Source organism: Mesorhizobium sp. M2A.F.Ca.ET.043.05.1.1, from assembly GCF_003952445.1.
Lineage (GTDB): Bacteria > Pseudomonadota > Alphaproteobacteria > Rhizobiales > Rhizobiaceae > Mesorhizobium.
In genome coordinates, this window is the sequence record NZ_CP034446.1 from 1,938,919 (window position 1) to 1,962,214 (window position 23,296).

Annotated in this window: 22 protein-coding genes and 1 tRNA gene; 2 read left to right on the forward strand and 21 right to left on the reverse strand. The window is 63.2% G+C overall.

The window, feature by feature from the left end:
• Positions 1 to 2 precede the first annotated feature (2 nt).
• The 10 genes from rpsS to rpsL all read right to left on the reverse strand — a co-directional run bounded on the left by rpsS (position 3) and on the right by rpsL (position 7,432).
• Positions 3 to 281, reverse strand: a complete 279-nt coding sequence (gene rpsS / locus EJ069_RS09280; RefSeq protein ID WP_006205463.1) for a 30S ribosomal protein S19 — start codon at positions 279 to 281, stop codon at positions 3 to 5.
• A 16-nt stretch (positions 282 to 297) separates the two neighbouring features.
• The gene (gene rplB, locus EJ069_RS09285; protein ID WP_040970375.1) at positions 298 to 1,131 is read right to left on the reverse strand and encodes a 50S ribosomal protein L2; all 834 of its coding nucleotides are present in this window, start codon (positions 1,129 to 1,131) and stop codon (positions 298 to 300) included.
• 22 nt (positions 1,132 to 1,153) lie between these two features.
• Positions 1,154 to 1,447 (reverse strand): 50S ribosomal protein L23, encoded by a 294-nt coding sequence (locus EJ069_RS09290; protein WP_040983033.1) that lies wholly within the window; start codon positions 1,445 to 1,447, stop codon positions 1,154 to 1,156.
• Complete coding sequence (gene rplD / locus EJ069_RS09295) at positions 1,444 to 2,064, reverse strand: 50S ribosomal protein L4 (protein ID WP_126061030.1); 621 nt, start codon at positions 2,062 to 2,064, stop codon at positions 1,444 to 1,446. The genes EJ069_RS09290 and rplD overlap by 4 nt, the downstream gene beginning before the upstream one ends.
• Positions 2,064 to 2,783, reverse strand: a complete 720-nt coding sequence (gene rplC / locus EJ069_RS09300; protein ID WP_042642177.1) for a 50S ribosomal protein L3 — start codon at positions 2,781 to 2,783, stop codon at positions 2,064 to 2,066. Before rplC ends, rplD begins: the two co-directional genes overlap by 1 nt.
• Before the next feature lie 61 nt (positions 2,784 to 2,844).
• On the reverse strand, positions 2,845 to 3,153 hold the full coding sequence (gene rpsJ, locus EJ069_RS09305) for a 30S ribosomal protein S10 (RefSeq protein WP_006205468.1): 309 nt from the start codon (positions 3,151 to 3,153) through the stop codon (positions 2,845 to 2,847).
• A gap of 68 nt (positions 3,154 to 3,221) precedes the next feature.
• Positions 3,222 to 4,397, reverse strand: coding sequence for an elongation factor Tu (tuf, locus tag EJ069_RS09310; RefSeq protein ID WP_040983039.1), 1,176 nt, complete (start codon positions 4,395 to 4,397; stop codon positions 3,222 to 3,224).
• Positions 4,398 to 4,462: 65 nt separating this feature from the next.
• Complete coding sequence (gene fusA / locus EJ069_RS09315) at positions 4,463 to 6,553, reverse strand: elongation factor G (RefSeq protein ID WP_126061031.1); 2,091 nt, start codon at positions 6,551 to 6,553, stop codon at positions 4,463 to 4,465.
• A gap of 27 nt (positions 6,554 to 6,580) precedes the next feature.
• Entirely contained in the window at positions 6,581 to 7,051 is a 471-nt protein-coding gene (rpsG, locus tag EJ069_RS09320) for a 30S ribosomal protein S7 (protein ID WP_027170372.1), read from the reverse strand.
• A 9-nt stretch (positions 7,052 to 7,060) separates the two neighbouring features.
• Positions 7,061 to 7,432 carry a 30S ribosomal protein S12 gene (gene rpsL / locus EJ069_RS09325; RefSeq protein WP_006202128.1) on the reverse strand — a complete coding sequence of 124 codons (372 nt, stop codon included), beginning with the start codon at positions 7,430 to 7,432 and terminating at the stop codon, positions 7,061 to 7,063.
• A 462-nt stretch (positions 7,433 to 7,894) separates the two neighbouring features.
• On the opposite strand from rpsL, the gene EJ069_RS09335 reads away from it, so the two are divergent.
• Both EJ069_RS09335 and EJ069_RS09340 read left to right on the forward strand, forming a co-directional pair.
• Positions 7,895 to 8,176: a hypothetical protein gene (locus EJ069_RS09335; RefSeq protein ID WP_042642163.1), complete on the forward strand. Its 282-nt coding sequence runs from the start codon at positions 7,895 to 7,897 to the stop codon at positions 8,174 to 8,176.
• An 85-nt stretch (positions 8,177 to 8,261) separates the two neighbouring features.
• Positions 8,262 to 9,191, forward strand: coding sequence for a Gfo/Idh/MocA family oxidoreductase (locus EJ069_RS09340; protein WP_126061032.1), 930 nt, complete (start codon positions 8,262 to 8,264; stop codon positions 9,189 to 9,191).
• 33 nt (positions 9,192 to 9,224) lie between these two features.
• Here the strand turns inward: EJ069_RS09340 and EJ069_RS09345 are convergent, their stop codons facing one another.
• From EJ069_RS09345 to EJ069_RS09395, 11 genes are all read right to left on the reverse strand, one after another.
• Positions 9,225 to 9,890 (reverse strand): O-methyltransferase, encoded by a 666-nt coding sequence (locus tag EJ069_RS09345; protein WP_126061033.1) that lies wholly within the window; start codon positions 9,888 to 9,890, stop codon positions 9,225 to 9,227.
• Between the two features lie 179 nt (positions 9,891 to 10,069).
• Entirely contained in the window at positions 10,070 to 14,266 is a 4,197-nt protein-coding gene (gene rpoC / locus EJ069_RS09350; RefSeq protein ID WP_126061034.1) for a DNA-directed RNA polymerase subunit beta', read from the reverse strand.
• A gap of 135 nt (positions 14,267 to 14,401) precedes the next feature.
• The gene (gene rpoB / locus EJ069_RS09355; RefSeq protein WP_126061035.1) at positions 14,402 to 18,538 is read right to left on the reverse strand and encodes a DNA-directed RNA polymerase subunit beta; all 4,137 of its coding nucleotides are present in this window, start codon (positions 18,536 to 18,538) and stop codon (positions 14,402 to 14,404) included.
• Between the two features lie 264 nt (positions 18,539 to 18,802).
• On the reverse strand, positions 18,803 to 19,183 hold the full coding sequence (rplL, locus tag EJ069_RS09360) for a 50S ribosomal protein L7/L12 (RefSeq protein ID WP_042642152.1): 381 nt from the start codon (positions 19,181 to 19,183) through the stop codon (positions 18,803 to 18,805).
• A gap of 54 nt (positions 19,184 to 19,237) precedes the next feature.
• On the reverse strand, positions 19,238 to 19,756 hold the full coding sequence (rplJ, locus tag EJ069_RS09365) for a 50S ribosomal protein L10 (protein ID WP_126061036.1): 519 nt from the start codon (positions 19,754 to 19,756) through the stop codon (positions 19,238 to 19,240).
• Between the two features lie 370 nt (positions 19,757 to 20,126).
• Positions 20,127 to 20,825, reverse strand: a complete 699-nt coding sequence (gene rplA / locus EJ069_RS09370; RefSeq protein WP_126061037.1) for a 50S ribosomal protein L1 — start codon at positions 20,823 to 20,825, stop codon at positions 20,127 to 20,129.
• Between the two features lie 4 nt (positions 20,826 to 20,829).
• Positions 20,830 to 21,258 carry a 50S ribosomal protein L11 gene (rplK, locus tag EJ069_RS09375; protein WP_042642146.1) on the reverse strand — a complete coding sequence of 143 codons (429 nt, stop codon included), beginning with the start codon at positions 21,256 to 21,258 and terminating at the stop codon, positions 20,830 to 20,832.
• Positions 21,259 to 21,440: 182 nt separating this feature from the next.
• Positions 21,441 to 21,968: a transcription termination/antitermination protein NusG gene (nusG, locus tag EJ069_RS09380; RefSeq protein ID WP_095818149.1), complete on the reverse strand. Its 528-nt coding sequence runs from the start codon at positions 21,966 to 21,968 to the stop codon at positions 21,441 to 21,443.
• Positions 21,969 to 21,995: 27 nt separating this feature from the next.
• A complete protein-coding gene (gene secE, locus EJ069_RS09385; RefSeq protein WP_027170383.1) occupies positions 21,996 to 22,199 on the reverse strand; it encodes a preprotein translocase subunit SecE in 204 nt (67 codons plus the stop codon).
• 349 nt (positions 22,200 to 22,548) lie between these two features.
• Positions 22,549 to 22,624, reverse strand: a tRNA-Trp gene (locus tag EJ069_RS09390).
• Between the two features lie 146 nt (positions 22,625 to 22,770).
• The gene (locus EJ069_RS09395) at positions 22,771 to 23,256 is read right to left on the reverse strand and encodes a group II truncated hemoglobin (protein ID WP_126061038.1); all 486 of its coding nucleotides are present in this window, start codon (positions 23,254 to 23,256) and stop codon (positions 22,771 to 22,773) included.
• Between the last annotated feature and the right edge of the window lie 40 nt (positions 23,257 to 23,296).

The following is a 23,296-nucleotide window of genomic DNA, read 5'->3' on the forward strand; positions in this document are numbered from 1 at the left end:
GATTATTTCCTCTTCGCCTTCTTATCCGCGCCGTGACCGTAATAGGTCCGGGTCGGAGCGAATTCACCGAACTTATGGCCGACCATGTCCTCGTTCACCGAGACCGGGACATGCTTCTGGCCGTTGTAGACACCGAAGGTGAAGCCGACGAACTGCGGCAGAATGGTGGAGCGACGGCTCCACATCTTGATCACCTCATTGCGACCGCCTTCACGAACCTTGTCCACCTTCTTGAGAAGGTAGCCGTCGATGAAGGGGCCTTTCCAAATCGAACGAGTCACTTGGCGTTACCTCTTCTTAGCTCTTGCGCTGATGGCGCGAGCGCACGATGAACTTGTCGGTCGCCTTGTTGGACCGCGTCTTCTTGCCCTTGGTCGGCTTGCCCCAAGGCGAAACCGGATGACGGCCACCCGAGGTGCGGCCTTCGCCGCCGCCATGCGGATGGTCGACCGGGTTCATGGCCACGCCGCGATTGTGCGGACGCTTGCCGCGCCAAACGGTGCGACCGGCCTTGCCGTCATTGATGTTGCCGTGGTCGGGGTTCGACACCGCGCCGACGGTGGCCATGCAGGAGCCATGCACGACCCGCTGCTCGCCCGAGTTGAGGCGCAGGATCGCCATGCCCTGGTCGCGGCCGACGAGCTGGGCGTAACCGCCAGCCGAACGGGCGACCTGACCGCCCTTGCCCGGCTTCAGCTCAATGTTGTGGACGATCGTGCCGACCGGCATCGAGGCCAGCGGCATCGCATTGCCCGGCTTGACGTCGACCGCTTCGCCGGCCACGATCTTGTCGCCGGCAGCAAGGCGCTGCGGGGCCAGGATGTAGGACAGCTCGCCGTCGTCATACTTGATCAGCGCGATGAAGGCGGTGCGGTTCGGATCGTATTCGATACGCTCGACCGTGCCGACGACGTCGTACTTCTTACGCTTGAAGTCGATGATGCGGTACGAACGCTTGTGACCGCCGCCGATGAAGCGGGCCGTGATGCGGCCGTAATTGTTGCGGCCGCCCGACTTGGTCAGGCCTTCGGTCAGCCCCTTGACGGGCTTGCCCTTGTAGAGGCCCGAGCGGTCGACGATGACCAGCTGGCGGGTGCTCGGCGTTACCGGGTTGAATTTCTTAAGTGCCATTGTCCTGTCCTCGCGGCCTTGCTCAGAGACCCGTCGCGACGTCGATCGACTGGCCGTCGGCCAGCGTCACAACCGCCTTCTTGACGTCGCCCTGGCGGCCAACCGTGCCGCGGAAGCGCTTGATCTTGCCCTTGCGGACGAGCGTGTTCACAGCCGTCACCTTGACGCCGAAGAGAGCTTCCACGGCAGCCTTGATTTCCGGCTTCGACGCCTTCTTGGCGACGTTGAAGACGACCTGGTTCTGCTCGGAAGCCATGGTCGACTTTTCGGTGATCGCCGGCGAGACGATCACGTCGTAGTGACGGAGGTCGGTCATTTAAAGCGCTCCTCGAGAGCCTCGACGGCGGCCTTCGAAAGGACCAGCGTGCCGCGGCGCAGAATGTCGTAGACGTTGATGCCCTGGATGGGCAGCACGTCGATGTTCGGAATGTTGGTCGCGGCCAGCTTGAAGTTCTGGTCAAGCTCGGCGCCGCCGATCACCAGGGCGTTGGTCAGCCCCAGCGTCTCGAGATTCGCCGCCAGCGCCTTGGTCTTGGCTTCGGCAAGCTTCAACTCGTCGACGATGATGAGCGAAGCGCTCTTGGCCTTGGCCGAGAGAGCGTGCTTGAGGCCAAGCGCGCGCACCTTCTTCGGCAGGTCGTGCTCGTGGCTGCGCACGACCGGGCCGTGCGCCTTGCCGCCGCCGCGGAACTGCGGAGCGCGAGCCGAATGGTGACGGGCGCGGCCCGTACCCTTCTGCTTATACATCTTGGCGCCGGTGCGCGCGATCTCGGCGCGGCCCTTGGACTTGTGCGTGCCCTGCTGCTTCTTGGCGAGCTGCCAGCGCACGACGCGCTGCAGGATGTCCTCGCGCGGGTCGAGGCCGAAAATCTCTTCGGAGAGCTTCAGCTCGCCGGCGTCCTTGCCGCCCAGCGTTTTAATCTTGAGGTCCATTATTCCGCTCCCTCAGTGGCCGGGGCTTCGTTCTTGGCGGCAGCAGCGGCACGGATCGCGGCGGGCTTCGGCGCGTTGGCCGGCAGCGCAACCTTGGCAGCGTCGCGAACCAGGATCCAGGCGCCCTTGACGCCGGGAACCGCGCCGCGGATCAAGATCAGGCCGCGATCCACGTCCGTCGAGACGACCTCGACATTCTGCGTGGTCACGCGGGTGTCACCCATGTGGCCGGCCATCTTCTTGCCCTTGAACACCTTGCCGGGGTCCTGGCGCTGACCGGTCGAGCCGTGCGTGCGGTGCGAGACCGAGTTACCGTGGGTCGCGCGGCCACCACCCATGTTGTGCCGCTTGATCACGCCCTGGAAACCCTTGCCGGTCGAGGTGCCAGTGACGTCGACCTTCTGGCCGGCGACGAAATGCTCGACGGTCAGCTCGGCGCCGACGTCGATCATGTTGTCGGCGGAGACGCGGAACTCTGCGAGCTTCGCCTTCGGCTCGACGGAGGCGGCGGCGAAATGGCCGCGCAGCGCCTTCGACGTGTTCTTCACCTTGGCAAGGCCAACGCCGAGCTGGACGGCGGTGTAGCCGTTCTTCTCCTGCGTGCGCTGAGCCACGACCTGGCAGTTCTCCATCTGGAGAACGGTGACGGGAACGTGCTCGCCGGCATCGTTATAGATGCGGGTCATTCCCACCTTCTTTGCAATCACACCTGAACGCATCGGTTCAATTCCTTTAGAGTTCCGGGCCAGGGGCAGCGCCCCTTACCGCGCTCTCGTTCCCTTAGAGCTTGATCTCGACGTCGACACCGGCGGCAAGATCGAGCTTCATCAAAGCATCGACCGTCTGCGGGGTCGGATCGACGATGTCGAGCAGCCGCTTGTGCGTGCGCATCTCGAACTGCTCGCGGCTCTTCTTGTCGACGTGGGGCGACCGGTTGACCGTGAATTTTTCGATCCGCGTCGGCAGCGGGATGGGGCCGCGGACGTTCGCGCCGGTGCGCTTGGCGGTCGACACGATTTCGCGGGTCGAGGCGTCGAGCACCCGGTGGTCAAACGCCTTAAGGCGGATGCGGATATTCTGTCCGTTCATGCGTCAATTCCTTGTTCTGGCGCGGCGCGGGCAGCTCCCGCGCCCGCGACAGATCCGTTTCAGTCCAATTATTCCTTGATGGTGACGACGATGCCTGCACCGACGGTGCGGCCGCCTTCACGGATGGCGAAGCGCAGCTTCTCTTCCATCGCGATCGGCACGATCAGCTCGACGTCGACGGTGATGTTGTCGCCGGGCATCACCATCTCGGTGCCGGCCGGCAGCGTCACGATGCCCGTCACGTCCGTCGTGCGGAAGTAGAACTGCGGACGGTAGTTGGTGAAGAACGGCGTGTGACGACCGCCCTCGTCCTTGGTCAGGATGTAGGCTTCGGCCACGAACTTCTTGTGCGGCTTCACCGAGCCCGGCTTGGCCAGAACCTGGCCGCGCTCGACACCTTCACGGTCGATGCCGCGCAGCAGCGCGCCGATGTTGTCGCCGGCCTGGCCCTGGTCGAGCAGCTTGCGGAACATCTCAACGCCCGTGCAGGTCGTCTTGGCGGTCGGACGGATGCCGACGATCTCCAGCTCCTCGCCGACCTTGACCACGCCGCGCTCGACGCGGCCGGTCACGACCGTGCCGCGGCCCGAGATCGAGAACACGTCCTCGATCGGCATCAGGAACGGCTTGTCCAGCGGACGAACCGGCGTCGGGATGTAGGCGTCGACCTGGGCCATCAGCTCGCGGATGGCATCCTCGCCGATGGTCTTGTTCGAATCCTCGAGAGCGGCCAGCGCCGAGCCCTTGACGATCGGAATGTCGTCGCCGGGAAACTCGTTCTTCGACAGAAGCTCGCGAACCTCGAGCTCGACCAGCTCGAGCAGCTCGGCGTCGTCGACCTGGTCTACCTTGTTGAGGAACACAACGATCGAGGGCACGCCGACCTGACGGGCAAGCAGGATGTGCTCGCGGGTCTGCGGCATCGGGCCGTCGGCGGCCGAAACGACCAGGATCGCGCCGTCCATCTGGGCAGCACCGGTGATCATGTTCTTCACATAGTCGGCGTGGCCGGGGCAGTCGACGTGGGCATAGTGACGGTTGGCCGTCTCATACTCGACGTGAGCCGTCGAAATCGTGATGCCGCGCGCCTTCTCTTCGGGGGCCGCGTCGATCTGGTCATAGCGCTTATATTCGCCAAAATACTTCGTGATCGCCGCCGTCAGCGACGTCTTGCCATGATCGACGTGGCCGATCGTGCCAATGTTCACATGCGGCTTGGTGCGCTCGAATTTACCTTTTGCCATGTGATCTCTCCATTCCTGCCTGCCCGTGCGGGCCTTGAATTAAGGTCTCGTGCAACCCGCTCGAGTTACGCGTATTTCTTCTGAACTTCCTGGGCGACCGCGGTCGGAACCGGCTCGTAGTGGTCGAACTGCATCGTGTACTGGGCGCGGCCCTGCGACATCGAACGCAGATTGTCGACGTACTTGAACATGTTCGCCAGCGGCACCATCGCGTTGATGACGACGGCAACGCCACGCGCTTCCTGACCCTGGATCTGGCCACGACGGCCGTTGAGGTCGCCGATGACGCCGCCGACATAATCTTCGGGCGTCACGACCTCGACCTTCATGATCGGCTCGAGCAACTGCACGCCGAGGCGCGGAGCGGCTTCCTTGAAGCAGGCGCGGGAAGCGATTTCGAACGCCAGCACCGAGGAGTCGACGTCGTGGAAGGCGCCGTCGATCAGGGTCGCCTTGACGCCGATCATCGGGAAGCCGGCAAACGGGCCGGAACCCATGACGCTGTTGATGCCCTTCTCGACGCCGGGGATGTATTCCTTCGGAACCGCACCGCCGACGATCTTGGACTCGAACACGAACTCTTCGCTCTCGGTGTTCGGCTCGAACAGGATCTTGACGCGGGCGAACTGGCCGGTACCGCCGGTCTGCTTCTTGTGCGTGTAGTCCTGCTCGTGCGTGCGGGTGATCGTCTCGCGATAAGCTACCTGCGGCGCGCCGACATTGGCTTCAACCTTGAACTCGCGGCGCATGCGGTCGACGATGATGTCGAGATGCAGCTCGCCCATGCCGGCGATGATGGTCTGGCCCGATTCCTCGTCGGTCTTGACGCGGAAGGACGGATCCTCGGCCGCCAGGCGATGCAGCGCGAGGCCCATCTTTTCCTGGTCGTTCTTGGTCTTCGGCTCGATGGCGATCTGGATGACCGGATCGGGGAATTCCATGCGCTCGAGGATGACCGGGTGCAGCGGGTCGCAGAGCGTGTCGCCGGTGGTCGTATCCTTGAGGCCGGCCAGCGCAACGATGTCGCCGGCGTAGGCTTCCTCGATGTCGGCGCGCGAGTTCGCATGCATCTGCAGCATGCGGCCGATGCGCTCCTTCTTGCCCTTCACCGTGTTGTCGAGCGAGGTGCCCTTGGTGAGCTTGCCCGAATAGATGCGGGCGAAGGTCAGCGAACCAACGAACGGGTCGTTCATGATCTTGAACGCCAGCATCGACAGCGGCTCGTTGTCGTCGGCGTGACGCTCGATCTCGGCTTCGGTCTTGGCGTCGACGCCCTTGATGGCCGGCACGTCGATCGGCGACGGCAGGTATTCGACGACGGCGTCAAGCAGCGGCTGCACGCCCTTGTTCTTGAAGGCCGAGCCGCAGAACATCGGGAAGAACTTGACCGCGATGGTGCCCTTGCGGATCAGCGCGCGGATCTCGTCATTCGACGGCATGTTGCCTTCGAGGTAGTTCTCGAGCGCGGTCTCGTCCATCTCGACCGCGGCTTCGATCATCTTCTCGCGGTACTGAGCCGCCTTCTCCTTGAGGTCGGCCGGGATCTCGACGACGTCCCAGGCGGCGCCCAGGGTCTCATCGCGCCAGACGAGCGCGTTCATCTCGACCAGGTCGACAACGCCCTTGAACTCGGTCTCGGCGCCGATCGGCAGCTGCATGACGACGGCCTGAGCGCCGAGGCGCGAACCGATCATTTCCACCGAGCGGTAGAAGTCGGCGCCGATCTTGTCCATCTTGTTGCAGAAGATCATGCGCGGCACATGGTACTTGTCGGCCTGGCGCCACACGGTCTCGGTCTGCGGCTCCACGCCGGCGTTGGCATCGAGCAGCGCGATGGCGCCGTCGAGCACGCGCAGCGAACGCTCGACTTCGATGGTGAAGTCGACGTGTCCGGGGGTGTCGATGATGTTGAAGCGGCGCATCTTGCCGTCACGACCCTTCCAGAAGGTCGTGGTCGCGGCGGACGTGATGGTGATGCCGCGCTCCTGCTCCTGCTCCATCCAGTCCATGGTGGCAGCGCCGTCATGGACTTCGCCGATCTTGTGCGACTTGCCCGTGTAGTACAGGACGCGCTCGGTCGTCGTCGTCTTGCCGGCGTCGATATGCGCCATGATACCGAAATTGCGGTAGTCTTCGATCTTGTATTCGCGGGCCATGGGAGGTGCCTCTCAGTCTCTTTCGCGTTACCAGCGGTAATGCGCGAAGGCGCGGTTGGCTTCCGCCATCTTGTGGGTGTCTTCACGCTTCTTGACGGCGGTGCCGCGGTTGTTGGCCGCATCCATCAGCTCGCCCGAGAGGCGGTCGACCATGGTGGTCTCGTTGCGGTTGCGGGCCGCGGCGATCAGCCAGCGAATGGCCAGCGCCTGGCGGCGCTCGGGGCGCACGTCGACCGGAACCTGGTAGGTGGCGCCGCCGACGCGACGCGAGCGCACTTCCACATGCGGCGCGACATTGTCGAGCGCCTGGTGGAAGACGGTGACAGGCTCCTGCTTGGTCTTCGCCTGGACCTGGTCCAGAGCGCCATAGACGATGGTCTCGGCAACCGACTTCTTGCCGTCATACATGACGGCGTTCATGAACTTGGTGACGATCAGATCGCCGAACTTGGGATCCGGGTTGATCTCACGCTTTTCTGCACTGTGACGACGGGACATGGGAAACCCTTACTTCGGACGCTTGGCGCCGTATTTCGAACGACGCTGCTTGCGGTTCTTCACACCCTGCGTGTCGAGCACGCCGCGGATGATGTGGTAGCGGACGCCCGGCAGATCCTTGACGCGACCGCCGCGGATCATGACCACCGAGTGTTCCTGAAGGTTGTGGCCTTCGCCGGGGATGTAGCCGATCACTTCAAAACCGTTGGTCAGGCGAATCTTGGCCACCTTGCGCAGCGCCGAGTTCGGCTTCTTCGGCGTCGTGGTGTAGACGCGCGTGCAGACGCCCCGCTTCTGCGGGTTCTGCTGCATGGCCGGGACCTTGTTTCGCTTCACCGGCGCCAGGCGCGGCTTGCGGATCAGCTGGTTGACGGTAGGCATTAAACCCTCTTGTCTCTCAATTCCGTGTCTGCCCTGTCAGGGCCGCTCAAAGCGTCATTTCCATACGCGAATTCGGGCAACACACCGCGTCTCGCGGTCCTGCCCGAACAAATTGCAGAGGAAGCGGAAGCCGCTTCATGCGCGCCGGAAATGTCTTTTCGCTCGTAAAACGAACCCTGTTTGAGACAAACTCCAAAGCGTGTCGCCTTGGAAAGGCTGGTCTCACATCGGTTCTGACGTCGCGGCTTCTACTCGTAAGGCCATTGCCCGTCAACCCCGCAACGCCAAATATTGCGGTCAATTCGAGGCTTGGCAGCCATGCGCAAAAACGCATGTAATTTTATTGCGCCTTTTTTCAAGAGCGAGGAAGAAAGTGACCGACTTGCGGCTGTCTTCCGCACTGGCTTCGTGCCAAAAGGCGGCTTCAACCGGACTTTCCGCCGGAAAACGAGGAATCAGCCCGTGAACGACAATGAAGAACGGCCGGTCACCATCATCACCGGACGAGTCTGGCGCAAGAAGGGCGGCAAGGCTGAGGGCGTGCATGTGATGCTGGTTGCGCCCGACGATGATTCTGCCGTGCGCCGCGCGCTCGAATCGCTCGCCGCCGAGGGATTCGCAGAGGCCGAGCTCGACCAGATCGGCGACATGGAGGGCGAGCCCGACGAGGAGCCGCATCTGTCGGCCTATCAGGGCGCGCTCGAAGGCGAGGTCTCGATCGTCACCTTTGACGAGCCGTTCTGATCTCGCTGCCGGGCGCGACGCCCCTTCCCGCTCTGTCCCGCAACACTTCTCTATCAGACAGCCATTCTTTCCTTCCGGAGTTCCCATGACCAGCAACCCCATCAAGCTCGGCATCGTCGGCGTGGGCAAGATCGTCCGTGACCAGCATCTTCCTGCGGTCGCCAAGGACGGCGATTACCGGCTCGTCGCCGCGGCGAGCCGCCATGGCAAGGTTGAAGGCATTGCGAACTACCCGACGATCGAGGCGATGCTTGCGGCTGAACCTGGTCTCGCGGCGGTCTCGCTCTGCATGCCGCCGCAGTTCCGCTACGACGCAGCGCGCACCGCGCTGGAGGCGAAGAAGCACGTGTTCCTCGAAAAGCCGCCGGGCGCGACGGTAAGCGAGGTCGAGCACCTCAAGGCGCTGGCCGACAAGAACGGCGTCTCGCTCTTTGCCAGCTGGCATTCCCGCTATGCGCCGGCGGTAGAGGCCGCACGCGCCTTCCTCGGTTCGGCCAGGCTGACCTCGGCCGCCATCAACTGGAAGGAAGACGTGCGCCGCTGGCATCCGAACCAGGAATGGATCTGGGAACCAGGCGGTTTTGGCGTGTTCGATCCGGGCATCAACGCCCTGTCGATCGCCACCCACATCCTGCCGCCGATGTTCATCACCTCGGCCGAGCTCGATTTTCCGGAGAACCGCGCAGCTCCGGTCGCGGCGCATGTCGCCTTCCGCACCTCGAACGGCCTGCCGGTGACGATGGAACTCGACTGGTTGCAGACCGGCCCGCAGAGCTGGGACATCGTGGCCGAGACCGACAAGGGCAAGATGCTGCTGTCGGGCGGCGGCGCGAAGCTCGCCGTCGACGGCAAAGTCATTCACGACGAGCCGGAGGCGGAATATCCGATGCTTTACAAGCGTTTCGCCGAGATCATTCGCGCAGGCACTTCCGATGTCGACCTCGCGCCGCTGCAGCACGTGGCCGACGCCTTCATGCTCGGCAAGCGCAATGTGGTCGAGGCGTTCTTCGACTGAGTCAGCGGCAAAGCGCCGAGGCGAGCGATATCCCTATTCTACGATCGCGATGGCAAAGCCGTCATAGCCCTTGGCGCCAACCGTCTGGATGGCGGTGCCGTCCAGCCGCTTCTCGCCGCCGATGAACGAGAACGCGGCGCGGGCGCCTTCGACGTTGACGTCGCCGCTGTTCTTCTTCACGACCGCGCCGTCGCGGATGACGTTGTCGCAGACGATGATCGTGCCTGAGCGCGACAGCTTCATTGCCCAGTCGAGATAGTTCGGGTTGTTGGGCTTGTCGGCGTCGATGAAGATCAGATCGAAGGGCCCGGCATTTTCGTCGACCAGCGCGGCGAGAGACTGGAGCGCGGGACCGACCCGCAGGTCGACCTTGCCGGAAACCCCTGCCTGCTCGAAATTCGAACGCGCGACCCTGGCGTGATGCGGATCTAGCTCCAGCGTCACCACCTTGCTGTCCGCCGGCAGTCCCCTCGCCATCCAGATGGTCGAGTAGCCGCCGAGCGTGCCGACCTCCAGCACGGTCTTCGCGCCGCGGATGCGCACCAGCAGCGACAGCAATTTGCCTTGCGCGGGCGACACGTCGATGGCCGGAAGGCCCTGGTCGCGGTTGGCCCTAAGCACCGCGTCCAGCACGGGGTCCGCTTCGAAAAGCGAGGAAACGATATAGTCGTCGACTGCCGCCCAGGTCTTGCTGCTCATAGCTCTTCCTCGTTCGTGAAGTCAGATCGGGATGACGCTCTTAGATCCACCATTCCGATCCGGTTTCTTTGTGGAGCATGATCTTTCCCGAAAACCGTACCCACTTTTCGGGATCATGCTCTGAATGCAAAAAGGGGCCCGCGTGGGCCCCTTCTCTTCAGTTTCTCACATCATGCCGCTTACTGCGCGGCGTTGACCATGTCGGTCAGCATCGGGTCGGCGACCTCGACACCGGAGGCCTTGCGGCGCTCGTCGATGATGAGCTCGTCGCGCGAGGTGGCGATGCGCCTGATCTGGCTCATCGTGCCGCCGGTGCCGGCCGGGATCAGACGGCCGACGATGACGTTTTCCTTCAGGCCCTGCAGCATGTCGGTCTTGCCGGCAACCGCAGCCTCGGTCAGCACCCTGGTCGTCTCCTGGAAGGAGGCGGCCGAGATGAAGGACGGCGTCTGCAGCGAGGCCTTGGTGATGCCGAGCAGCACCGGCTGACCTTCCGCCGGCTTCTTGCCGTCCTCGATCAGGCGCTCGTTGACCTCTTCCAACTCGATCACGTCGACATGGTCGCCCGGGATGTAGGTCGAGTCGCCCTGGGTGGTGATCTCGACCTTCTGCAGCATCTGGCGAACGATCACCTCGATGTGCTTGTCGTTGATCGACACGCCCTGCAGACGGTAGACCTCCTGGATCTCGTTGACGAGGTAGGAGGCAAGCGCCTCCACGCCCTTGATCGCCAGGATGTCGTGCGGCGCCGGGTTGCCGTCGAGGATGTAGTCGCCCTTCTCGATGACGTCGCCGTCCTGGAGATGGAACGGCTTGCCCTTCGGGATCAGGTACTCCACCGGCTCCAGCGTCGAGTCATGCGGCTCGATGATGATGCGGCGCTTGTTCTTGTAGTCGCGGCCGAAGCGGATCGTGCCATCGATCTCGGCGATGATGGCGTGATCCTTCGGACGGCGAGCTTCGAACAGTTCGGCAACACGCGGCAGACCACCCGTGATGTCCTTGGTCTTGGCGCTTTCCATCGGGATACGCGCCAGCACGTCGCCAGGCTTCACATGGGCGCCCGGCTCGACCGAGAGGATGGCCTCGACCGAGAGCAGGAAGCGCGCATCGCCGCCCTTCGACAGCTTGCCGACCTTGCCCTTGGCGTCCTGGATGGCGATCGCCGGCTTCAGGTCGCTGCCGCGCGGCGTCGAACGCCAGTCGATGACCTCACGCTTGGTGATGCCGGTCGACTCGTCGGCCGTTTCCTGAACGGAGATGCCGTCGACGAGGTCCTCGAACGCCACGCGACCCTCGATTTCGGTGAGGATCGGGCGGGTATAGGGATCCCACTCGGCGATACGCTGGCCGCGCTTCACCTTGTCGCCATCGTCCACGAAGATACGCGAACCGTAGGCGACGCGGTGCGTAGCGCGCTCCTTGCCGGTCTCATCGAGGATGAGCACCGCCATGTTGCGGCCCATGACCATCTGCTGGCCTTCCGAGTTGCGCACCACGTTGCGGTTGCGGATCTGCACCTTGCCCTCATAGGAGGCTTCAAGGAACGAGGAGTCCACCACCTGCGCCGTGCCACCCATGTGGAAGGTACGCATGGTGAGCTGGGTGCCCGGCTCGCCGATCGACTGCGCCGCAATGACGCCGACGGCCTCGCCCTGGTTGACGGGCGTGCCGCGGGCCAGGTCGCGACCGTAGCACACGGCGCACACGCCGGTCCTGACCTCGCAGGTCAGCGCCGAACGGATGCGGACCGACTGCACGCCGGCCTTTTCGATCTGCTCCACATCGCGCTCGTCCATCAGCTTGCCGGCCTTGACCAGCAAATCGCCGGTGACCGGGTGGTTGATGTCGTCGAGCGCCGTGCGGCCCAGCACGCGCTGGCCGACCGAGGCGACGATCTGGCCGGCATCGACGATCGGCTGCATGGTGAGGCCCTTGTCGGTGCCGCAATCCACGGAGTTGACGATGCAGTCCTGCGCCACGTCGACGAGACGGCGAGTGAGATAGCCCGAGTTCGCCGTCTTCAAGGCGGTGTCGGCCAGACCCTTGCGGGCGCCGTGGGTCGAGTTGAAGTACTCGAGCACGGTGAGGCCTTCCTTGAAGTTCGAGATGATCGGCGTCTCGATGATTTCACCCGAGGGCTTCGCCATCAGGCCGCGCATGCCGGCGAGCTGACGCATCTGGGTGGGCGAACCACGCGCACCCGAATGCGACATCATGTAGATCGAGTTCATCGGCTTCTGACGGCCATTGTCCTCGAACTCCACCGCCTTGATGCGCGCCATCATCTCGTCGGCGACCTTTTCCGAGCACTTGGCCCAGGCGTCGACGACCTTGTTGTACTTCTCGCCCTGCGTGATCAGGCCGTCATTGTACTGCTGCTCGTATTCCTTGGCCAAAGCCTCGGTCTCGGAGACCAGCTTCAGCTTGGTATCCGGGATCAGCATGTCGTCCTTGCCGAACGAAATGCCGGCACGGCAGGCATGGGCAAAGCCGAGCGCCATGATGCGGTCGCAGAAGATGACCGTCTCTTTCTGACCGCAGTGGCGGTAGACGGTGTCGATCATCTTGGAGATGTTCTTCTTGGTCATCTCCTGGTTGGCGGTCTCATACGGCACGTTGACGTTCTTCGGCAGAAGCTCGCCGATGATCATGCGGCCGGGCGTGGTGTCGTAGATCTTCGACACGACGTTGCCTTCGGCGTCGACGGTGCGGAAGCGGCCCTTGATCTTGGCGTGCAGCGTCACGGCCTTGGTCTCCAGCGCATGCTGGAGCTCGCCCATGTCGGCGAACACCATGCCTTCGCCCGGCTCGTTCTGGTTAACGATCGAGAGATAGTAGAGACCGAGAACCATGTCCTGCGACGGCACGATGATCGGCGCGCCGGAGGCCGGGTGCAGGATGTTGTTGGTCGACATCATCAGCACGCGGGCTTCGAGCTGCGCTTCCAAGGACAGCGGCACGTGGACCGCCATCTGGTCGCCGTCGAAGTCGGCATTGAAGGCGGTGCAGACCAGCGGGTGCAGCTGGATCGCCTTGCCTTCGATCAGGGTCGGCTCGAACGCCTGGATGCCGAGGCGGTGCAGCGTCGGCGCGCGGTTCAACAGCACCGGATGCTCGCGGATGACCTCGTCGAGGATATCCCAAACCTCCGGACGCTCCTTCTCGACCAGCTTCTTCGCCTGCTTGACGGTCGAGGAAAAACCCTTTGCGTCGAGGCGGGCGTAGATGAAGGGCTTGAAGAGCTCCAGCGCCATCTTCTTCGGCAGGCCGCACTGATGCAGCTTCAGCTCCGGACCGGTCACGATGACCGAACGGCCGGAATAGTCGACGCGCTTGCCGAGCAGGTTCTGGCGGAACCGGCCCTGCTTGCCCTTGAGCATGTCGGACAGCGACTTCAGCGGACGCTTGTTGGCACCGGTGATGACGCGGCCGCGACGGCCGTTGTCGAACAGCGCATCGACGGCTTCCTGCAGCATGCGCTTCTCGTTGCGCACGATGATGCCGGGCGCGCGCAGCTCGATCAGCCGCTTCAGGCGGTTGTTGCGGTTGATGACGCGGCGATAGAGGTCGTTCAGATCCGACGTGGCGAAGCGGCCGCCGTCTAGGGGAACCAGCGGGCGCAGGTCCGGCGGGATCACCGGAACCACCTTCATGATCATCCATTCCGGACGGTTGCCGGACTCCATGAAGTTTTCCACGACCTTGAGCCGCTTCAGATACTTCTTCTGCTTCAACTCGGAGGTGGTCGAAGCCAGCTCCGAACGCAGGTCGCCGGCGATCTTTTCCAGGTCCATGCCGGCCAAGAGGTCATGGATGGCCTCGGCGCCGATCATTGCGGTGAAAGAATCCTCGCCATACTCGTCGACGGCAAGCATGTACTCTTCCTCGCTGAGGAGCTGGTTCTCCTTCAGCGCGGTGAGGCCCGGCTCGGTGACGATGTAGTTCTCGAAGTAGAGCACACGCTCGATGTCCTTGAGCGTCATGTCGAGCAGGGTGCCGATGCGCGAAGGCAGCGACTTCAGGAACCAGATATGGGCGACGGGCGCGGCGAGCTCGATATGGCCCATGCGCTCGCGGCGAACGCGCGACAGCGTGACTTCGACGCCGCACTTTTCGCAGATGACGCCCTTGTACTTCATGCGCTTGTACTTGCCGCACAGGCACTCATAGTCCTTGATCGGACCAAAAATGCGCGCGCAGAACAGGCCGTCACGCTCCGGCTTGAAGGTGCGGTAGTTGATGGTCTCCGGCTTCTTGATCTCGCCGAACGACCAGGACAGAATCTTCTCTGGGCTGGCAAGCGAGATCCGGATGGAATCGAACACCTGCGCAGGCGCCTGCGGGTTGAAGAGATTCATGACCTCTTGGTTCATGCCGTTCTCCTTTTCGGGGTCCTCGATAACCCCTTCAATCGTTCGCGGACGAAATGTCCGCAGACTGGCCGGTCAAACCGGCCGAGAATTTTGAGGCGCGCGCCGCGCTCTGAGCGCGGCGCGCGCCATTAGGCTTTATTCGGCTGCGTCGGGCAGACGCGTCGGAGCCTCTTCGACCTGGGTGTTTTCCAGCTCCACGTTGAGGCCGAGCGAGCGCATTTCCTTGACGAGAACGTTGAAGCTCTCCGGAATGCCCGCCTCGAACGTGTCGTCGCCGCGCACGATCGCCTCGTAGACCTTGGTGCGGCCGGCGACGTCGTCCGACTTCACCGTCAGCATTTCCTGCAGCGTGTAGGCGGCGCCGTAGGCTTCGAGCGCCCAGACCTCCATTTCGCCGAAGCGCTGGCCGCCGAACTGCGCCTTGCCGCCCAGCGGCTGCTGGGTGACGAGCGAGTACGGACCGATCGAACGCGCGTGGATCTTGTCGTCCACCAGGTGATGCAGCTTGAGCATATAAATATAGCCCATCGTCACCTTGCGATCGAACGGCTCGCCGGTGCGGCCGTCATAGAGCTGCGACTGACCGCTGGTGTGCAGGCCCGCCTGCTCCAGCATGGTGTTGATGTCGACCTCATGCGCGCCGTCGAACACCGGTGTCGCGATGGAGACGCCGCGGCGCATCTGCTCGCTCAGGCGAACGATGCTCTCGTCGTCATAGTCGCGGATCGGCTCGTTGCGGTCGTTGGCCGGCATGAAGCTTTCCAGCGTCTTGCGCAGCGGCTTGATGTCGCCGCCACCCTTATACGCGTCGATCAGCTCGCCGATCTTCCTGCCCATGCCGGCGCAAGCCCAGCCCAGATGCGTTTCCAGGATCTGGCCGACATTCATGCGGCTCGGCACACCCAGCGGGTTGAGCACGATATCGGCATGCGTGCCGTCCTCGAGGAAAGGCATGTCCTCGACCGGAACGATGCGCGACACGACACCCTTGTTGCCGTGACGGCCGGCCATCTTGTCGCCCGGCTGCATCTTGCGCTTCACCGCCACGAAGACCTTGACCATCTTCATGACGCCCGGAGGCATTTCGTCGCCGCGCTGCACCTTCTCGACCTTGTCCATGAAGCGCTGCTCGAGCGCCTTCTTGGACTCGTCGTACTGGCCACGCAGAGCCTCGAGCTCGCCCTGGAGCTTCTCGTTCTCCACGGCGAACTGCCACCACTGCGAACGCGGATACTCGTCGAGCGTGTCCTTCGACAGCTTCGAGCCCTTCTTGAAGCCCTTAGGCCCGGCGATCGCTTCCTTGCCGACCAGCGTGTCGGAAAGACGCGCGTAGACGTTGCGGTCGAGGATCGCCTGCTCGTCGTCGCGGTCCTTGGCCAGACGCTCGATCTCCTCGCGCTCGATCGCCATCGCGCGCTCGTCCTTCTCCACGCCGTGGCGGTTGAAGACGCGCACTTCGACGACGGTGCCGAAGGTGCCCGGAGGCATGCGCATGGAGGTGTCGCGAACGTCCGAGGCCTTTTCGCCGAAGATGGCGCGCAGAAGCTTTTCTTCCGGCGTCATCGGGCTTTCGCCCTTCGGCGTGATCTTGCCGACCAGGATGTCACCCGGCTGCACTTCGGCGCCGATATAGACGATGCCTGCCTCGTCGAGGTTCTTCAGCGCCTCTTCCGAAACGTTCGGAATGTCGCGCGTGATTTCCTCCGGCCCGAGCTTGGTGTCGCGCGCCATGACCTCGAACTCCTCGATGTGGATCGAGGTGAAGACGTCGTCGGCCACGATGCGCTCGGAGAGCAGGATCGAGTCCTCGTAGTTGTACCCGTTCCACGGCATGAACGCGACCAGCACGTTGCGGCCGAGCGCCAGATCGCCGAGCTCGGTCGACGGACCGTCGGCGATGATGTCGCCCTTGTTGACGCGGTCGCCCATGCGCACCAGCGGACGCTGGTTGATGCAGGTGTTCTGGTTCGAACGCTGGAACTTCATCAGCCGGTAGATGTCGACGCCCGACTTGCCGGGATCGAGATCTTCCGTGGCGCGGATGACGATACGGGTCGCGTCCACCTGATCGACCACGCCGCCGCGGCGGGCGCCGATGGCAGCACCAGAGTCACGGGCAACGACCGGCTCCATGCCGGTACCGACGAACGGCGCCTCGGCGCGCACCAGCGGCACGGCCTGACGCTGCATGTTCGAGCCCATCAGCGCGCGGTTGGCGTCGTCGTTCTCGAGGAACGGGATGAGCGCTGCCGCGACAGACACCATCTGCTTCGGCGAGACGTCCATCAGGTCGACGTTTTCGCGCGGCGCCATCATCACTTCGCCGGCGTTACGGCAAATGACGAACTCGTCGACGAAGCTGCCGTTCTTGTCGAGCTCGGCGTTGGCCTGCGCGACATAGTGCTTGGCCTCTTCCATCGCAGACAGGTAGACAACCTCGTTGGTCAGCTTGCCGTTCACGATCTTGCGGTACGGGCTTTCGATGAAGCCGTACTTGTTGACGCGCGCGAAAGTGGCCAGCGAGTTGATCAGACCGATATTCGGGCCTTCCGGCGTCTCGATCGGGCAGATGCGGCCGTAATGCGTCGGGTGCACGTCGCGCACCTCGAAGCCGGCGCGCTCGCGGGTCAGACCGCCCGGTCCAAGCGCCGAGAGACGGCGCTTGTGGGTGATCTCCGACAGCGGGTTGGTCTGGTCCATGAACTGCGACAGCTGCGAGGAGCCGAAGAACTCGCGCACGGCCGCCGCCGCCGGCTTGGCGTTGATCAGGTCCTGCGGCATGACTGTGTCGATCTCGATCGAGGACATGCGCTCCTTGATCGCGCGCTCCATGCGCAGCAGGCCGACGCGGTACTGGTTCTCCATGAGCTCGCCGACCGAGCGCACGCGGCGGTTGCCGAGATTGTCGATGTCGTCGATCTCGCCCTTGCCGTCACGGAGCTCGACCAGCGTCTTGACCACGGCCAGGATGTCTTCCTTGCGCAGCACGCGCACGGTGTCCTCGGCCTTGAGCTCGAGGCGCATGTTCATCTTGACGCGGCCGACGGCCGACAGGTCATAGCGCTCGCTGTCGAAGAACAGCGAGTTGAACATGGCTTCGGCGGTCTCGAGCGTCGGCGGCTCGCCCGGACGCATGACGCGGTAGATGTCGAACAGCGCGTCCTGGCGGCTCTCGTTCTTGTCGACGGCAAGCGTGTTGCGGATGTAGGCGCCGACATTGACGTGGTCGATGTCCAGGATCTGGATCTCTTCCTCGCCCGTGCCGAGCAGCACCTTCAGCGTCTTGTCGTCGATCTCGTCGCCGGCCTCGAGGAAGATCTCGCCGGTGGCGTAGTTGACGATGTCCTCGGCAAGGTAGTTGCCGAGCAGGTCCTCGTCGGTCGCCTTGATGGCCTTAAGACCCTTTTCGCCGAGCTGGCGGGCCTGGCGGGCGGTGATCTTCTTGCCGGCCTCGACAACGACTTCGCCCGTGTCGGCGTCGACCAGGTCGCCGACGGCCTTGAGCCCGCGGAACCGCTCGACATTGAACGGAATGCGCCAGTGGTCGCCGGAGCGCTTGTAGGTGATCTTGTTGTAGAAGGTCGACAGGATCTCCTCGCCATCCATGCCGAGCGCCATCAGCAGCGACGTCACCGGGATCTTGCGGCGGCGGTCGATACGGGCGTGCACGACGTCCTTGCTATCGAACTCGATGTCGAGCCACGAACCGCGATAGGGGATGACGCGCGCGGCAAACAGCAGCTTGCCCGACGAGTGCGACTTGCCCTTGTCATGGTCGAAGAAGACGCCCGGCGAGCGGTGCATCTGCGAGACGATGACGCGCTCGGTGCCGTTGACGATGAAGGTGCCGTTCGACGTCATGAGCGGCATGTCGCCCATATAGACGTCCTGCTCCTTGATGTCCTTGATCGACTTCGCGCCGGTATCTTCGTCGATATCGAACACGATGAGGCGCAGCGTCACCTTGAGCGGCGCAGCATAAGTCAGATCGCGCTGACGGCATTCGTCAACGTCGAATTTCGGTGCCTCGAACTCATACTTCACGAACTCCAGCATGGAGGAGCCGGAAAAGTCGGAGATCGGGAAGACCGACTTGAAAACGGCCTGCAGCCCTTCGTCCGGACGGCCGCCCTTGGGCTCGTCCACCATCAGGAACTGGTCATAGGATGCCTTCTGAACCTCGATCAGGTTCGGCATCTCCGCAACTTCCGGGATCTTTCCGAAGAACTTGCGTACGCGTCTGCGGCCATTGAAAGTCTGGGTCTGGGCCATCGTCGCTCCTTAGCTCTAAACTCGGGACGAACCTCGCCGCGGCTCGCCTTGCACCAACGGGCCGCCTCGGCGGCTGCCCCTATCTGTTTTCCGGCCTCCCTTGCCAACAGCTTGGCGGGTACCGGCTAAAACGGGAGAAAACCCGTTTCCGGAAGGCCGCTTTTCGGCCCTCAGGAAAGAGGTTTTCAAACGCCTCGCGCAAACAAAGCCTCCCCCCAGTCCAAGGGAGGGGGCGGACGGCGCGAGACCGTCCGCCCTCGCCTGTTACTTCAGCTCGACCTTGGCGCCAGCTGCTTCCAGCTGAGCCTTGAACTTGTCGGCGTCGGCCTTGGAAACGCCTTCCTTGACCGGCTTCGGAGCCGCTTCGACCAGGTCCTTGGCTTCCTTGAGGCCAAGGCCGGTGATGGCGCGGACTTCCTTGATGACGTTGATCTTCTGGGCGCCGGCGTCGGCGAGAACGACGTCAAATTCCGTCTTCTCTTCAGCCGGAGCAGCGGCAGCGGCAGCACCACCAGCAGCGGCGGCAACAGCCACCGGAGCGGCGGCCGAAACGCCCCACTTCTCTTCCAGGAGCTTCGAAAGCTCAGCCGCCTCGAGGACGGTCAGGCTCGAAAGGTCGTCTACGATCTTCGCGAGATCAGCCATTTTGATATTCCTTTACTTGGTTCGAACGTGTGTTGTTGACAGCGAGGAACGGCCTCATGCCGCCTCGTCCTTCCGGGCGTAAGCGCCGATGACACGCGCGACCGAAGCCGCGGGCGCATTGACGATCTGGGCGATCCGGGTTGCCGGCGTGGCGATCATGCCAACCAGCTTGGCACGCAGCTCGTCGAGCGACGGCATCGTGGCGAGCGCCTTGACACCATCGGCGTTGAGCGAGGTCGAGCCCATCGCGCCGCCGAGAATGATCAGCTTGTCATTCCCCTTGGCGAATTCGGACGCGACCTTCGGCGCCGCAATCGGATCCTCCGAATAAGCGACCAGCGTCTGTCCCTTGAACAGATCGATGATCGATGCGGAGTCCGTGCCCTGAAGAGCGATCTTGGCGAGACGGTTCTTCGCGACTTTGACGGTGCCGCCGGCGGCGCGCATCTTCGACCGAAGGTCGTTCATTTGCGCCACGGTGATACCGGCGTAGTGGGCCACGACGACTGAACCCGCGTTCGAGAACGCATCATTCAGGCCCGTGACGAGTTCGCGCTTTTCCGCTCTGTCCACTGCCTATCTCCAGTTGACCACTGCCTCATTCTCGAGGTCAGAAGTCGGGTTGCCTTTTGCCGGCCGGGCCATCCAAAAATGGATCTCCCGAACGACGCTCGAGGATCCTGCCCCCTTTCGCCACACCGACGGCTAAGCCGGCGATGCGCTGACAAAAGGCAAACACGGTTCGAACCTTTCATTGGAGCCTTTGGCTCCTTTGTCGGGTCTTCACCCGTCTCATGCAGGCCCACATGAATTAAGGCTGTTGGGCCGCCTGCAATCTCGGACAGGATATCCGGAAACCTTTCGGCTCCCGGATTACCGGGCCGCCGACGGATCGGCGGTCCGGAATTCTTCATGGGTCGACGCAGGGCCGACCCGACGACACTTACGACGCGGCGAGCGTCGCGATGTCGAGCTTCAGGCCCGGGCCCATCGTCGAGGTGACCGACACCTTCTTGACGTAGTTGCCCTTGGCGCCCGCGGGCTTGGCCTTGTTCACCGCATCGGCGAAGGCGCGGACATTCTCTTCCAGCGCCTTGACGCCGAACGAGACCTTGCCGACGCCGGCCTGGACGATGCCGGCCTTCTCGACGCGGAACTCGACGGCGCCGCCCTTCGAAGCCTTGACGGCCGCGGCGACGTCGGTGGTCACGGTGCCGACCTTCGGGTTCGGCATCATGCCGCGCGGGCCGAGCACCTTACCCAGACGGCCGACCAGCGGCATCATGTCCGGCGTGGCGATGCAGCGATCGAAATCGATCGTGCCCTTCTGGACGATGTCGACCAGATCCTCGGCGCCAACGATATCGGCGCCGGCGGCCTTGGCTTCCTCGGCCTTGTCGCCACGGGCAAACACCGCGACACGCACCGAGCGGCCGGTGCCGTTCGGCAGGTTGACCACGCCGCGGACCATCTGGTCCGCATGGCGCGGATCGACGCCGAGATTCATCGAGACCTCGACGGTCTCGTCGAACTTCACCTTGGACCGGTCCTTGAGCAGCTGCAGCGCCTCGGAGAGCGCGTAAGCCTTGTTCGGATCGATGCCTTCGCGACTCGCAGCAACACGCTTTGCAATCTTTGCCATGATCTTAGCCCACCACTTCCAGGCCCATCGAGCGGGCGGAGCCCTCGACCATGCGCATGGCCGCCTCGACGTCGTTTGCGTTCAGGTCCTTCATCTTCTGCTCGGCGATCGCGCGCACCTTGTCGCGGCTGATCGTGCCGACCTTGGTCTTGCCCGGCTCCTTGGAGCCCGACTTCAGGTTGGCGGCCTTCTTCAGGAAGTAGCTCACCGGCGGCGTCTTCATGACGAAGGTGAACGACTTATCCTGGTAGTAGGTGATGACGACCGGGATCGGCGACCCCTTCTCGAGCTCCTGCGTCTGCGCGTTGAACGCCTTGCAGAATTCCATGATGTTGATGCCGCGCTGACCAAGCGCCGGGCCGATCGGGGGCGACGGCGTGGCCGAGCCCGCGGCAACCTGGAGCTTGAGCTGGCCTGCAACTTTCTTAGCCATCTCTATTCCTGCCTTTTCTCATGCCGGCCCGTTAGCGGAACACCGGCGGTTGCAGTCTGGTGGTGCGGTTCCGACGGCCGGCTATGCCGCCTTCGCCTCCCACCCGTTCATGCGGCGCCTTAGGCAACCGCCCCGACGCCTCGCGGCGCGGATCCCGACGCCTTGCGGCGCGGGTGTACGGATCAGCCCTTTTCGACCTGTCCGAATTCCAGATCGACGGGCACGGCGCGCCCAAAGATCGAAACTTCCACCTTGAGGCGGGCACGCTCCTCGTCCACTTCCTGGACGACGCCGTTGAAAGACGCGAACGGACCGTCCGAGACGCGGATCGCCTCGCCGATCTCGAAGGTGACCGAGGGCTTGGGCCGCTCGACGCCTTCCTGGACCTGGTTCAGGATGCGCTGCGCCTCGGTCTCGGTGATCGGCACGGGCTTGGAATCGCCCAGGAAGCCGGTGACCTTCGGCGTGTTCTTGACCAGCGAGAACACGGCGTCCGTCAGGTTGGCCTTCAGGAGCACATAGCCCGGGAAGAACTTGCGCTCTGCATCGACCTTGCGGCCACGGCGTATCTCGACGACCTTCTCGGTCGGCACCACGATCTGCTCGATCTCGCCGGCCAGGCCCTTCTGCTTGGCCTTGTTCTCAATATCCTCGGCGACCTTCTTCTCGAAGTTCGAATAGGCGTGGACGATATACCAGCGCGCAGTCATTTCCCGACCTCTCCGTAAACCGCCGAATTAATGCCCGAGACCCAGGATCCACTCGATCGCATAGCCCATCAAAATGTCGGCTGCGAAGAAGAAGAGCATCGCGATCACCGCGAACACCAGGACCATCACGGTCGAGATCATGGTTTCGCGCCGCGAAGGCCATGTCACCTTTGCCGTCTCCGCGCGGACCTGCTGGAGAAAGGTGAAGGGATTAGTGGTTTTCGAAGCCATGTGCCGCCTGTTTTCAAGACCCGTTGGCCGGGCCTCCTGGATGATCCCGCTGGCCGGGACGTGCCGCCTGGGCTCCATGCGGTGCGAATCAGCGCCGCTATTTCACCCACGCAAATCAGACGCGTAAAGCCGGCTTCCCAGCTCCACGCGTCGCGTGTCTGTCTTGTCTACATAAAACCGATTCTTAATCCACGCAAGTGGCAAGGTCCGCTTTATGTCCTGGCGCCGCCTCGGAACCATCCAGTCGTCCCGTCCCGGCTATGCGGGGCTTATGCCCCAATTTTCCCAAAATGGCAAGCCACCCGCCGATTTTCAACTGCGGAGGCTTCCGATTGGCCGTATGGGAGATTGGCACGGGCAGCAGGGCTCGAACCTACGACCTGCGGTTTTGGAGACCGCCGCTCTACCAACTGAGCTATGCCCGTGCATGCGCTTGTTCGGCGCAGGCGCTTCCTAAAAGCTTCCGGGCCCTCTGTAAAGAGCACTGACCTGCCGTTTTCGAAGCTTTGCCGGATTTCTCGATCGCATTTCCGTCGGCAACGGATTGCGTTACCGGAAAACGGGCCTGGGCCTACGATTTTCCGGCCGGCGGCTTGTACGGTCCGCCCGGCACGCCCCAGCCCCAGGCCGGCATCGGCTCCATCTCGGGGTCGCAGGTCTCACCCAGATTCGAGTTCATCTTCGCCAGCCGCGATCCCCATTCGACATAGCCCATGAAGGCGGAGCGGAACTCGGGGTCGTCCGGCAGGCCGACTTCGTCCGCCGCGTCGGCGAGAAGGTTGATCCAGCGCCGGCGCTGCTCCTCGGTCAGGTGCTTGCCGAGATGATGCATCACCATCTCGCGATGGCCGCCAAACTCTTCGCTATAAGTCTTTGGCCCGCCGAAGACCTCGCCGATGAAGGCGGCTACATGCGCCGGATGGTCCGGCGACATGGTCTTGAACACGGGGCCGACGATCGGATCGAGCGCCACCTTGTCATAGAAAGTGCGTGTCAGCCTGTAGAGCGCCTCGCTGCCCCCGGCCCATTCGTACAAAGTCGGGATTTCCGCGCTCATCGCCGATCCTCCGTTCCGCAAATCGCGCGAGGAGGATAGC